Below are 11,851 nucleotides of genomic sequence, written 5' to 3' on the forward strand. Positions count from 1 at the left end.
TATGTTTGAAAAGTTATTTAGAAAGAAATCCATATCCAAAATCCTGGCAGATGCGGAGAATGGGTATGGCGATCACGGAACCACACTTCATAAAACACTTGGAGTAAGAGACCTTACCGCCTTTGGGATAGCAGCAATTATTGGCGCCGGCATTTTCAGTACAATTGGCAAAGCCAGTGCAGATGGTGGCCCTGCTGTAATCTTTCTATTTATATTTACGGCTTTGGCTTGTAGTTTTGCCGCTTTTGCCTATGCAGAGTTTGCATCTATGGTACCTGTTTCAGGAAGTGCCTATACCTACTCCTATGTAGCTTTTGGAGAATTGGTGGCCTGGATTATCGGCTGGTCGCTCATCATGGAATATGCCATTGGCAATATTACGGTAGCCATTTCGTGGTCTGATTATTTTACTGGGCTACTCTCCTCCATAAAAATACCGGCACTGGGCATAAATGGAATTAACCTGCCCGACTGGATGACGATGGATTACCTCTCTGCATTTAATGGACACAAGCATGCAGAGGCATTGGTCAATGCAGGCAAGGACTTTAATGACCTTGATAATGCCACCAGGATTGCTAATAACGCATGGAATACAGCACCTAAAATTGGAAACTTTCATTTGGTAGCAGATTTACCTGCGTTGGGCATCATCATTTTCATCACCTGGTTGGTATACCGTGGGATGAAAGAATCACGAAATGCCAGCAATGCCATGGTTATCGTTAAACTAGCAGTAATTCTGCTGGTACTTTCCGTAGGTGTATTCTATGTAGATACTTCCAATTGGCATCCTTTTGCGCCAAATGGCGTTTCAGGAGTATTAAAAGGCGTTTCCGCAGTCTTCTTTGCATACATCGGATTTGATGCCATTTCAACCACTGCAGAAGAATGTAAAAATCCGCAGCGTGATCTTCCTCGGGGTATGATGTGGGCAATCATCATCTGCACCATTTTATACGTTGCGATTGCCATTGTTTTAACAGGAATAGTGAATTATAAATTACTGGCTGTTGGAGATCCTCTGGCCTTTGTTTTCGATCAGATAGACCTTAAACTGATGAGCGGTATCATCGCCGTAAGTGCGGTATTTGCAATGGCCAGCGTACTATTGGTATTTCAAATGGGCCAACCACGTATATGGATGAGCATGAGCAGAGACGGACTATTGCCAAAAGCATTTTCAAGAATTCATCCAAAATACCAAACCCCTTCCTTCGCAACTATAGTGGTGGGCTTCGTTGTAGCGATACCATCGCTTTTCATGAACTTAACTATCGTTACTGATCTGTGTTCCATCGGTACTTTATTTGCTTTTGTACTGGTCTGTGCAGGAGTTCTTGTCCTTCAAAACAAGCCTGATATCCAAAGAGGAAAGTTTAAAATACCCTATGCAAACTCCAAGTATATTATTCCTTTTGTATTTGCAGGTGCGATTGTATTAGCATTCACGATGTACAAAAAAGAATCTACCTCTTTTTTACTCAATACCCCTAGAGTTTATGAGCCTGTTTCCTTTTTAACGTCATTAAACGCCGAAGAGCTATCAGCTATCAAAAAAGAAATTAAAGCTGCAGATGCTGAAGCTTTTTTGAACAGTCTTACGCCTGCACAATATGAAGATTTCATGTCTGCCTCAACCGTATCTGCCGATAAAAAATACGAAAGTGGATTAAGCCTCTTTAAGCATAAAATCCCGATGTGGATCTTTCTGTTCATCTGTGTAATCATCACCTACTATTGCATCACTAAAAACTTGTCATTGATTCCCGTATTGGGACTAATCAGTTGTCTTTATATGATGTGCGAACTGGGAATATCCAATTGGATAGGCTTTGGAATATGGTTAATAGTGGGACTTGTGGTGTACTTTATGTATGGATTTAAACACAGCAAGCTTAATTTAAGCAAACAATAGGGGAAGTAAGGGATTATTTTTTCTTTTTAATCTACATTATGAGAATAAATCTCTACATTAGATGTTAGTAATTATATTCAGTGTATGATCTGAATATATTCCCTTCCTATTTATCCCTAAAATTGTTTGGTTGGAAACCCTACAATAAAGGCTCCTCCCCGGGGCCTTTTTATTTTTCCCTCGTCATCACATAAGAACCCTCACTTTGCTTCAAAGTCATTTGATTTTTAGCTGTATCAAAAAATTACAAATTCGCAAACCTGAAGAATAAGCTACCAATAGACTTAAGGGTGGTATATTTGAGAATTATATGATTGCCAATTTCTAAAAGTTAAATGAGAATAGGCACCAGTATAAATTGATCTTTTGCTTAAAAGTGCCATAGATGCACTTGCCCTCACGATGCAACCCATGGCATCAATTGTGCAGGATATCGGTCGCCCTTTATTTCACCAGGCGCGAATGCTTTGTTGATGATATTCATTTCATCTGCTGAAAAAGTAATTTCAAGCGCTTTCAGATTGTCCTCTACCCGGCCTGGCTTATTCATACCAACAATTGGTATAATATCCTCACCTTGATTTAAGAGCCATGCCAAAGCCAGTTGACCGGCGCTTACACCTTTTTTAGCAGCGAAATCCTTTAGCCATTCGACCTTTTTAAGATTATGTTCGAGGTTCACGCCCTGAAACCTTGGGAACATATTTTTGTAGTCGCTGCTAGCCAGCGGAAAACGCATCTCTCCGGTTAGCAAGCCGTAGTAAAAGGATGAATAAGGAACAATACTTACACCTAATTCCCGGGCTACGGGCAATATCTCGTTCTCTATAAATCGGGTCGCAAGGGAATATTCAATTTCAAGCGCGGAAACGGGATGAACGCTATGTGCACGTTTCAATTGCTCGGCATTAGCTTCGGACAGCCCTAAGTACCTTACTTTTCCTTCAGTTATCAGATCTTTAATTGCACCAACAGTTTCTTCGATGGGAACATTCGGGTCGATGCGTGCGGGCTGATATAGGTCAATTTCATCGACACCTAATCGTGTCAACGAATACGCGCAGAAATTTTTGATGGCTTCAGGTCGGCTATCTAAGCCCAAAAAGCGACCTTTAAAGTCCCGTAAAGTCCCAGTCTTAACACTCAGTACAACGTTGTTTCGTCTTCCTTTAATGGCCTCTCCAATCGTTAGCTCATTAAAGCCCATTCCGTAAAAATCAGCAGTATTTATAAAACTTACACCAGAATCTATCGCATGTTGCAATGTTTTAATTGTTTGTTTTTTGCTGTTTTCACGCTCTTCAGGTGCGGGAGTATCCATTCGTGTGCCAATGGCAATAGGAGATATTTCTGGCCCATCTTTCCCAAGTTTTCTTGATCTCATAGAAGTATGTTATTTTAATCAAAAGTACAAAAAACAAACTTGTTCTGATAATTAGGATCTATCACATAGCTACATAAAGTAATTCTCACTAACTCGGCAAAATATCGCTTCTACCATTGCATTTTATTTAATACTAGAATTGATTATTATTTTCTATATCGAACAAGATTAGAACTTTACAAAATATTGACGCAGAAAAAAGACTAATTACATACTAATTGGTATGTTTGTGCCATATTATTTATATGTCGAAAGCAGCTACCACTAAACAAGTTATTCTTCAAAAATCGCTTGAACTCATTTACAAAAATGGGTATCAGGCAACCAGCATAGATGACATAATTGCAACCACCACTGTAACTAAGGGTGCTTTCTTCTACCACTTCAAATCAAAGGAGGATATGGGTTTGGCGCTTATCAATCAGGTATTCTATCCAAAGGCCATAGCCGCAATTGAGGCGTCACTTTATAACCCTAAAAAGGCAACAGAAGCAGTTTATAAAATACTTCATTCACTTCTCTTTGATTTTGACGTTTTTAATATTGCTTATGGGTGCCCTGTAGTAAATCTGGTCGAGGAAATGTCTCCGGTTAACGAATCTTTCAAAAAAGCGCTAATCCACCTCATCACTCGTGTGCAGCAAATATTGGAATCCGCATTTTTAAAAGCCCGAATGGAAGGACAGATTAGGCAAGACGTAGATTGCAGAAGGGTTGCTGCCTTTATTCTTGCAGGATATAGCGGCGCAAGGAATATGGGTAAGCTGTTTGGTAAAAAGTCATATTTGGATTTTCTAAGAGAAATAAAAACATATCTAAAGAATTTAGAATAAACAGCTCGAAATAAAAAAATGTATAATATCTTACTCCCTTTCCACTCTATGATCAGATGGCTCGTTCTAGCGAGTCTGATCTATTCTATATATATATCTTTCATCGGTTATACTAAAGACGAACAGTTCACTCAAAATAATGATCGCGTTCGTCACTGGACAGCTACAATTGCACATATACAGTTGATCCTGGGTATCTTGATTTATACGAAAAGTATGGTTGTAAAAGCCTTTTTCTCAGCATTACCAGAAAGCTCCAGCACAATGGAATTGTTTTTTTTTGGAGTTATTCACATATTTTTTATGCTTATCGCAATCGTTCTCATTACAATTGGCTCAGCAAAGGCAAAGAGGCAATCAGAAAGCAAAGATAAGTTTAAAACGATATTGATTTGTTTTTCCATAGCATTGCTAATCATACTCCTGGCAATTCCATGGCCATTTTCGCCGCTCTCTAATCGTCCTTATATCAGAACATTAAATTAAAATATATTATGGATTATTTTTTAAAAACACAAGTTGGCAGGTTGAGGCTTATCGGCTTCCTGGAAGGTATATCATTACTTATCCTGATTTTTATTGCCGTACCAATGAAGCATTTTTACAAAAACCCCAGCCTCGTTAGCAATATGGGCCCAATACATGGAATGCTTTTTTTGTTGTTTATTTTCTATACGATCAGTGTAGGTGTAGAAGAGAAATGGAAGTTTAGCGTTACGACCTGGAAAGTATTAATTGCCTGTATAATTCCATTCGGGACATTTTACATTGACCGGCACATTCTAAAAAAAGCTCAGCAAGAAAAGCTTGTCATGGATCAATTGAACAAGTAATAGTTTCAAGCTAATTACTTGTAGGATCTACATCCACAGAAGACCTGAATTTGTAATAATTAAAATGAAAAATAAGGTAGGAAGCAACGAGGTTGAATAGGAAAAGTGGCCAGAATAGTTGGTAAACTATTACAAAGAAAGACACTATGAATATGCCGAAGGCAAATTTTGCATAACCATCCTGATTGGCGCCAAATAAATGTAAGGAACTATAAAGAAGCGACATGATACTCAAGCAAAGCATCAGCATCCCTATCGCTAAAATTGAAGGCAAAGACCACAATAACCAAACCGCCTCGGGAATTAACAACATGGCATGCATTAAGAATTTTGAGCCAAACAGTTGGAAGTTCCCAAATGGCAGATTTCTTGTTAAAGTCAAAAACGAATCCTCAAATTGCTTCTCTTTAAAAATCAACATACAATGGGCAACCGCAATAGCAAGCATGGCAATACCGGTTACCCGTATGTCCATCTTGCCGTCCGAAAGGAGCATGAACAGGCCTATTATCAACAGATACGACAGGAATTTTAAAAGCAGATATTTTAGTTTCAACTGATCGAATACCTGATAAATAAAAAGGCTAAACAGTGGCTTCGCAAATCTCCTTGTTAATTTCATTATAACAGATTGATTACTACCCTCCAGTGATTTATCAATTAACCAGCTGTAATAGTAAGCGCTCAAAAATGTTATCGCAGTGATGAAAACAAAAATCAAGGCAGCAGAAAGATAGTACTGGTGAGTAATTGCAAGACCTACACTTACCAGCGCGTAAAAAAGCACCGGAAAGCTAATTTTCAATTGAACTATCATCCAGCCGGCCAACTTCTGAGGTCTGGTATAACTGTTCATACTATAAAATAAAAACTGCTGATGAATCATAAAGATCCTTCCCGAAACAAAATGACAACATTTTAAAACGTACAACATCATCACACCAAAAGCGATCATCATTGCAAGAAAGTTGGTTATAAACAACAACATCAAGCTTTTATGAAGTTCTATAACCGCCTTTAAAGAACCGGGACCAAGATTAATAAGTAACAAAATTAAAAAGAACCCCATGTGTTCCTTATAGAACCTATCAGAAAAAATCTTTGACAATACGTTAACTAACGATTTTAACATAGAATGCTATTTACTTAAAGTTCCTGATGCGACAGTCAACGCTTTAACTACAGGTAGCTTGTCGGGATCCAGTTGCTGATGGGAGGTAATCAAAAACGTAGTATGGTTTTTTTCATGTTCATTAGCCATCCAGGAATATAGGATATGAAGCGATTCTACATCAATTGTGATGAGCGGTTCATCTAGCAAAATGATACTGGGATTGCCAATAAACGCTAATAGTAAAGAAAGTTTTTTGAGCATTCCGCTCGAATAAGAGTTGACCTGGTTAGCTATATAGTCGCCCATCTTCATACTCGCCAATAGCTCCTTACATTGCGTTACCGATCCATTTTTAGCAGACCTAAACAAGTCGACTAAATCAATACCAGTAATAAAAGGAGGAAATAGCGGTTCTGCCTCACTAAAATTCACCTTTTTACGGTAATTAACCGGATCGCTTTTCAGGCTTGTTTCCCCATTTATAACAATATCCCCATTACAAGACAACATACCTGCCATCGACTTTAGCAATGTACTTTTGCCAGAGCCATTAACACCTTTTACCCAGAATATTCCGGGTTCCAAATCCAGTTGAGGTATGGAGAGTACTGTAGTTTGACCGTATGACTTTTTAAAATCTTTAAAATGAATCATTGGATAGGCTTGCCTTTAGGTTAAGTTCTATTGAGATAATCCGGATTACAAATTGTTACAAACGATTAAACAACCTTATTTAGTTGTTTAAACAATCATGGCATCTGCAAAACAATATTTTGATATCTAATTATATTAATCGTAATATTGCGATACTAACTATGGGACTTACAAAGACTGAAATTTTTACAACAGAGCAGAACCAGCTTTCCACGCTTTTAAAGGCAATTGCGCATCCTGCACGCATTGCAATCCTACAACAGATTATCTCTGCAAATGCCTGCATCTGCGGCGATTTGGTAGAAGAACTGGGCCTTGCACAGGCAACAATTTCACAACACCTCAAAGAATTAAAAAGCGTGGGAATCATACAGGGAACAATTGAAGGGGTAAAAGTATGCTATTGCATCGAACCCACAAGTTGGGCAATGTTGGAATCACTGCTTGGTAATTTTCTTGGATCCTACAAAAAACCAGAAAGCTGTTGTTAGCTTTTTTTCAACTAATCAATCGTCAAATTGCAATATTATAATAAGTATTAATTATGAAGCTATCAGAAATAAAAAAGATTCTTTCAACAGCCGAAGCTGTAAACTTCCAGTTGCACAATGGGACAATGGTTCCAGCGCACTTCCATGTTACAGAAGTAGGGATCATTACCAAAGACTTTATCGATTGCGGCGGTAAGGTGCGACATGAAAAGGTGGCTAATTTCCAATTATGGGATGCAGAAGATTTCGAGCATCGCTTAAAAGCAACAAAGCTTTTGAATATCATTAGCCTATCAGAAAAAGTATTAGGAATGGAAGATTTGGAGATCGAAGTAGAATATCAATTGGGAACTATTGGCAAATACGACCTTGGTTTTGATGGCGCAACTTTTCTATTGATCGCTAAGCAGACTGCATGTTTGGCAAAAGACGCCTGCGGTGTTGAAGAAGATTCAAAACTAGAAATGGTTAATTTGGCAGGCACAGAAAACAGTTGTACCCCTGGTGGTGGGTGTTGTTAAGCAATTGCATATGAAGAAAAAAGTATTGGTATTATGCACTGGCAATAGCTGTAGAAGTCAGATTGCTGAAGGCTACCTCAGGTATTTTGCTAGAGAGGAAGCAGAAATATATAGTGCAGGAATAGAAACCCACGGCGTTAATCCAAAGGCTGTTGAGACTATGAGAGCGGATGGGATTGACATTTCAAGGCACACATCAAATAACATCAACGAATATAAAAGTATTGATTTCGACTATGTGATCACCGTTTGCGACAATGCAAAAGAGAGCTGTCCATATTTTCCGACCAATGCGGTAAAGCTTCATCACAACTTTCCAGATCCTGCAAAAGCAAAAGGCAACGATACAGAGGTTATGGAACAGTTTCGAGAGGTGAGAGAAATGATCAGAAAATACGCACAAAACTTTGTAAACGAGAACTTAAAACGTTAAAATGAGTGCAAACAACTGTACCCCGATAGTAGGCAGAAAAAGACTCGGCTTCCTTGATCGCTACTTAACCCTTTGGATATTCGTAGCCATGGCAGTTGGCGTAGGGATTGGGTATTTCATTCCTTCCTCATCTGGTTTTATCAATTCTTTGTCCAATGGCACAACCAATATACCGCTGGCAATCGGACTTATTCTCATGATGTATCCGCCGCTGGCAAAAGTAAAATACGAAAAGATGGCTGAAGTCTTTAAGGACACCAAGGTGTTGAGCGTTTCGCTGATCCTGAACTGGGTAATCGGGCCGCTATTGATGTTCTTTTTAGCCATTACATTTTTAAGAGACTACCCAGAATATATGGTCGGGGTAATTCTGATTGGTCTTGCCCGGTGCATTGCTATGGTGGTCGTCTGGAATGACCTGGCTGAAGGCAACCGAGAATATGCGGCAGGACTTATCGCATTGAATAGCATCTTTCAGGTACTCTTTTACAGTGTCTTTGCCTACATTTTCATTACCGTTCTACCCCCCTATTTCGGTCTCAAAAGCCTTGAAGTAAACATTACCATAGCAGAGATTGCCAAGAGTGTAGGTATTTATTTAGGTCTGCCATTTGGAATGGGAATTATCAGCAGGTATACCCTAATCAAGCTAAAAGGCGAAGAATGGTTTCAAAACAAGTTCGTGCCGCTAATTTCACCTCTCACGCTAATTGCCTTACTTTTCACAATCGTTATCATGTTTAGCTTAAAAGGGAATATGATTATAAAGATCCCGATGGATGTACTACGCATTGCAGTACCGTTGGTGATCTACTTCTCCATTATGTTTGTAATCAGTTTTTTTGCAGGTAAATACTTTGGAGCAGACTATTCCAAGAGCACTGCAATAGCTTTTACTGCAACGGGTAATAATTTTGAACTTGCCATCGCAGTGGCAATTGGTGTTTTCGGCATCAATTCAGGTCAGGCATTTGCAGGCGTAATTGGCCCTCTTGTAGAAGTTCCCGCATTAATTGCATTGGTTAACCTAGCCTTCTGGTTTCGGCGGAGGAGTTTTACCTAAAAACCTTAAAATCTTTGTAAATCATGAAAGTTCGGACTCTTTCTTCTTAACGAATAGTAAGCGAGACTTTGAACAAAAGGTACCTACCCAGCAAACTCGTACTACTTGTTGATTCCTGGATGTTACTCACATAAGTGTTTGTAAACGTTTTTACATTGTATAAATTTTTACCTTGAATGGTATAGGTTATTCCAGATTTAGTTGGCTGGTAGATCAGCTCAGTATTTAGAATTCGATAATTTTTGTTGTTTAATCTGTAAAGGTCGTAAGATGCAACGTGGAATAAATGCTTTCCTATTTTACTCCTCGAAACTAAAGCGTATTTGTATGAATTGTTGGAATTGATTTTAACATCAGATAAATAGGTATTACTTTTCAAATAACGAAATTCAGTTGAAAAATTAACAGGTAATTTAAAACCAGTACTAATATTAAAAACTATGGATTTACTGATGTCGGAATATGGATTAATGACCTGACCTATTGCAGCATAATATTCGCTGGTTGAGGCGCTCAAATCCAGCGAAAAATTACTTGCTACAAAAGGAACAAATTTTTGAAAAACCAAATTACCTTGAAAAATTTTCACTCCCTTATAAAGGCTTCGTTGGGAATAGTAAATCGTATTATCGAAAAAATTTGTAGCCAAGAACCCAAAGGGGCTGAATTTGGCGCTTCCGTTTGCCTGGAAAGAAAAATAATTCTTTGAAAAATCACTGTTGTTATAACCAACTTCAACTTTTTGGGTAGAAAAACTATAAATTTTATTTAAACCTGAATTTACGTTTCTTACATCTGTAAGAATACTACTTTGGTAATATTCCAGACTACCAGGACTTTTATTTTCAAGAGTATAACGGATCTTTAAAGTTTGAGATTCGCTAATCTTAGCGCTTAACGACAATTCTGGTTGCAAGACCAAAAAAGAACTGTCTCTTCCATAGACAACTATTTGTCTTAAACTTCCCGTCATTAAGGCCTGCAGTCTTATCCTTTTATTATCGAAAGTATATTTTCCACCCAAATAAGACTCTCTGATAATAAAATTATTGGCATTAATAAATTTATCAGCTAATAATTCTGGTTCATGACCACTATCTGCATTGTATAGGGATGTAGCTATTTTAGCATCCAAAACGTTATAACCAATATTTGTATAAAAATAGTTATATCCTGATTTTTTCAGCAACTGAATATCGGCTTTAGTCGTGTTTGTGCGTATTGAAGCAAGTTGAAGTAAACTACTCGCTCCACCAAAATATGGAACTACAGTATACAGATTCGAGTTTACGTTGTAGTTCTGCCTCAAGTCTTCAAATTTGTGGTTTATGGTGGTTATTAATGCGATATTGGCATTGAGCTTTAATACGTATTTTAACTGCCCGCTAATACTCTTTAACCTATCTGACTGTTCTTGACTTACTGAGTCGGAAGGATTATAATTGAAAAAAGAAAGGTCTTTAGATAAATACTTTTCGGGTTTAAAAGTTGTTGAAAAAGCGACAACTAGTCTCGATTTCTTATTTAACCGCTGATCGGCAGTCCACTCAGCCTGGTAAATTTTGCTATTACTATTCCGGTTTTCTTTATCAAAAGTTCTGATGGTATCCGCTGTATAAAAAAGGCGGTTATCATTCCGTTCATCATACAAATTATTAAGAATTCCATAAAGACCTAAACTAATTTTTAGCTTGTCTGTAACCTGGCTTATTGCAGAGATACTTCCAGCTAAACTTTTATTTAACCTAAATTGGTTGTTATCAAAAGGGTTGGTACTTTCAATTGCATGATTGATAAATTTATTGGTTTGAAATGGTACGCCATTATTACTCAAACTAAGTAAATCATCTTGATATTTACCTGTATTATTGTTATTTACAAAAGTAAAAGCCTTAAAACCTTTGGTAAATGACACGAGATTCGCAGTTAAATCATTCCGATTATTGCTTCCATAGCTTAAATCTAAACTTCCGGAAACACTCTTCTTCGCTTTCACTTTAAGATTCAGCACCACCTCATTTGAGCTAATAATTCCATTCATCAGATCATCTTCCACATAATTTTCAATAGCCTGTACTTCTTCAACAAGCTGAGGCTTTAAGTTTTGTGTAATGGTTTTATAATTATCTCCTGTCATGTCATCCCCTTCCAGTAAAATTTTGGCAATTCTTTGTTGATTGAAATAGATTACGCCATCTTTACTTACGGTCATACCAGGCATTTTTTTAATCACGCTTTCAATATTCTGATCCTCTGGACTTGTTAGCCTGGCTACATTATATTTTGTGGTATCATTGGTTTTAGTGATAATGGGAATATCAGCTATAATCTTTATTTCATCCAATTGTGTGGCATCATCGGTCAAATTAAAATTATGGTTAACCAGAAAAGGCTCCTGCAGCTTTGAAACATTTATTGTTAAAGTGTCTTTTTTTAAACCAATGTAGCTTGCAATCAAATACAAATTTGCAATGCTATCAATATTTGCTTTTAATTCATATTCCCCATTCACATTTGACATGGAGTAGGCTACCAGATCAAGACTTTTTGCGTTTTTTAATTGCAGTGTAACGGATGGCATAGCCGAACCGTTATTACTCAGCTTAC

Annotated in this window: 12 protein-coding genes; 8 read left to right on the top strand and 4 right to left on the bottom strand. The window is 37.7% G+C overall.

Annotated elements, in window-relative coordinates; genetic code table 11:
- The first annotated feature begins 1 nt into the window (after position 1).
- The gene (locus ACVWYN_RS15030) at positions 2-1,918 is read left to right on the top strand and encodes an amino acid permease (protein ID WP_457289695.1); all 1,917 of its coding nucleotides are present in this window, start codon (positions 2-4) and stop codon (positions 1,916-1,918) included.
- Between the two features lie 397 nt (positions 1,919-2,315).
- On the opposite strand, the gene ACVWYN_RS15035 is transcribed toward ACVWYN_RS15030, so the two are convergent.
- Positions 2,316-3,302 carry an aldo/keto reductase gene (locus tag ACVWYN_RS15035; protein WP_457289696.1) on the bottom strand — a complete coding sequence of 329 codons (987 nt, stop codon included), beginning with the start codon at positions 3,300-3,302 and terminating at the stop codon, positions 2,316-2,318.
- Positions 3,303-3,547: 245 nt separating this feature from the next.
- On the opposite strand from ACVWYN_RS15035, the gene ACVWYN_RS15040 reads away from it, so the two are divergent.
- The 3 genes from ACVWYN_RS15040 to ACVWYN_RS15050 are packed head-to-tail and all read left to right on the top strand — an operon-like array spanning position 3,548 to position 4,968.
- A complete protein-coding gene (locus tag ACVWYN_RS15040; RefSeq protein WP_457289697.1) occupies positions 3,548-4,135 on the top strand; it encodes a TetR/AcrR family transcriptional regulator in 588 nt (195 codons plus the stop codon).
- Between the two features lie 18 nt (positions 4,136-4,153).
- Positions 4,154-4,621 (top strand): hypothetical protein, encoded by a 468-nt coding sequence (locus ACVWYN_RS15045; protein WP_457289698.1) that lies wholly within the window; start codon positions 4,154-4,156, stop codon positions 4,619-4,621.
- A gap of 8 nt (positions 4,622-4,629) precedes the next feature.
- Complete coding sequence (locus ACVWYN_RS15050) at positions 4,630-4,968, top strand: DUF3817 domain-containing protein (RefSeq protein ID WP_457289699.1); 339 nt, start codon at positions 4,630-4,632, stop codon at positions 4,966-4,968.
- A gap of 10 nt (positions 4,969-4,978) precedes the next feature.
- Here ACVWYN_RS15050 and ACVWYN_RS15055 read toward each other — a convergent pair whose 3' ends face one another.
- Positions 4,979-6,100 (bottom strand): hypothetical protein, encoded by a 1,122-nt coding sequence (locus ACVWYN_RS15055; RefSeq protein WP_457289700.1) that lies wholly within the window; start codon positions 6,098-6,100, stop codon positions 4,979-4,981.
- Positions 6,101-6,106: 6 nt separating this feature from the next.
- Complete coding sequence (locus ACVWYN_RS15060) at positions 6,107-6,736, bottom strand: ABC transporter ATP-binding protein (RefSeq protein ID WP_457289701.1); 630 nt, start codon at positions 6,734-6,736, stop codon at positions 6,107-6,109.
- 161 nt (positions 6,737-6,897) lie between these two features.
- On the opposite strand from ACVWYN_RS15060, the gene ACVWYN_RS15065 reads away from it, so the two are divergent.
- Genes ACVWYN_RS15065 through arsB form a run of 4 tightly spaced genes read left to right on the top strand, consistent with a single transcriptional unit; the run spans position 6,898 to position 9,244 of the window.
- A complete protein-coding gene (locus tag ACVWYN_RS15065) occupies positions 6,898-7,227 on the top strand; it encodes an ArsR/SmtB family transcription factor (protein ID WP_457289702.1) in 330 nt (109 codons plus the stop codon).
- A gap of 53 nt (positions 7,228-7,280) precedes the next feature.
- Positions 7,281-7,748 (top strand): DUF6428 family protein, encoded by a 468-nt coding sequence (locus ACVWYN_RS15070; protein WP_457289703.1) that lies wholly within the window; start codon positions 7,281-7,283, stop codon positions 7,746-7,748.
- A 10-nt stretch (positions 7,749-7,758) separates the two neighbouring features.
- Positions 7,759-8,181, top strand: coding sequence for an arsenate reductase ArsC (locus ACVWYN_RS15075; RefSeq protein WP_457289704.1), 423 nt, complete (start codon positions 7,759-7,761; stop codon positions 8,179-8,181).
- A gap of 1 nt (position 8,182) precedes the next feature.
- The gene (gene arsB, locus ACVWYN_RS15080; RefSeq protein ID WP_457289705.1) at positions 8,183-9,244 is read left to right on the top strand and encodes an ACR3 family arsenite efflux transporter; all 1,062 of its coding nucleotides are present in this window, start codon (positions 8,183-8,185) and stop codon (positions 9,242-9,244) included.
- A gap of 46 nt (positions 9,245-9,290) precedes the next feature.
- On the opposite strand, the gene ACVWYN_RS15085 is transcribed toward arsB, so the two are convergent.
- Positions 9,291-11,825, bottom strand: a complete 2,535-nt coding sequence (locus ACVWYN_RS15085) for a hypothetical protein (RefSeq protein ID WP_457289706.1) — start codon at positions 11,823-11,825, stop codon at positions 9,291-9,293.
- Positions 11,826-11,851 lie beyond the last annotated feature (26 nt).

This window comes from Pedobacter sp. UYP24, assembly GCF_054057295.1.

Excerpts from the sequence above, each read along its gene's own strand:
- ACVWYN_RS15030 (WP_457289695.1), top strand. The coding sequence starts at position 2 with ATGTTTGAAAAGTTATTTAGAAAGAAATCCATATCCAAAATCCTGGCA.
- ACVWYN_RS15035 (WP_457289696.1), bottom strand. The coding sequence starts at position 3,302 with ATGAGATCAAGAAAACTTGGGAAAGATGGGCCAGAAATATCTCCTATT.
- ACVWYN_RS15040 (WP_457289697.1), top strand. The coding sequence starts at position 3,548 with ATGTCGAAAGCAGCTACCACTAAACAAGTTATTCTTCAAAAATCGCTT.
- ACVWYN_RS15045 (WP_457289698.1), top strand. The coding sequence starts at position 4,154 with ATGTATAATATCTTACTCCCTTTCCACTCTATGATCAGATGGCTCGTT.
- ACVWYN_RS15050 (WP_457289699.1), top strand. The coding sequence starts at position 4,630 with ATGGATTATTTTTTAAAAACACAAGTTGGCAGGTTGAGGCTTATCGGC.
- ACVWYN_RS15055 (WP_457289700.1), bottom strand. The coding sequence starts at position 6,100 with ATGTTAAAATCGTTAGTTAACGTATTGTCAAAGATTTTTTCTGATAGG.
- ACVWYN_RS15060 (WP_457289701.1), bottom strand. The coding sequence starts at position 6,736 with ATGATTCATTTTAAAGATTTTAAAAAGTCATACGGTCAAACTACAGTA.
- ACVWYN_RS15065 (WP_457289702.1), top strand. The coding sequence starts at position 6,898 with ATGGGACTTACAAAGACTGAAATTTTTACAACAGAGCAGAACCAGCTT.
- ACVWYN_RS15070 (WP_457289703.1), top strand. The coding sequence starts at position 7,281 with ATGAAGCTATCAGAAATAAAAAAGATTCTTTCAACAGCCGAAGCTGTA.
- ACVWYN_RS15075 (WP_457289704.1), top strand. The coding sequence starts at position 7,759 with ATGAAGAAAAAAGTATTGGTATTATGCACTGGCAATAGCTGTAGAAGT.
- arsB (WP_457289705.1), top strand. The coding sequence starts at position 8,183 with ATGAGTGCAAACAACTGTACCCCGATAGTAGGCAGAAAAAGACTCGGC.
- ACVWYN_RS15085 (WP_457289706.1), bottom strand. The coding sequence starts at position 11,825 with ATGCCATCCGTTACACTGCAATTAAAAAACGCAAAAAGTCTTGATCTG.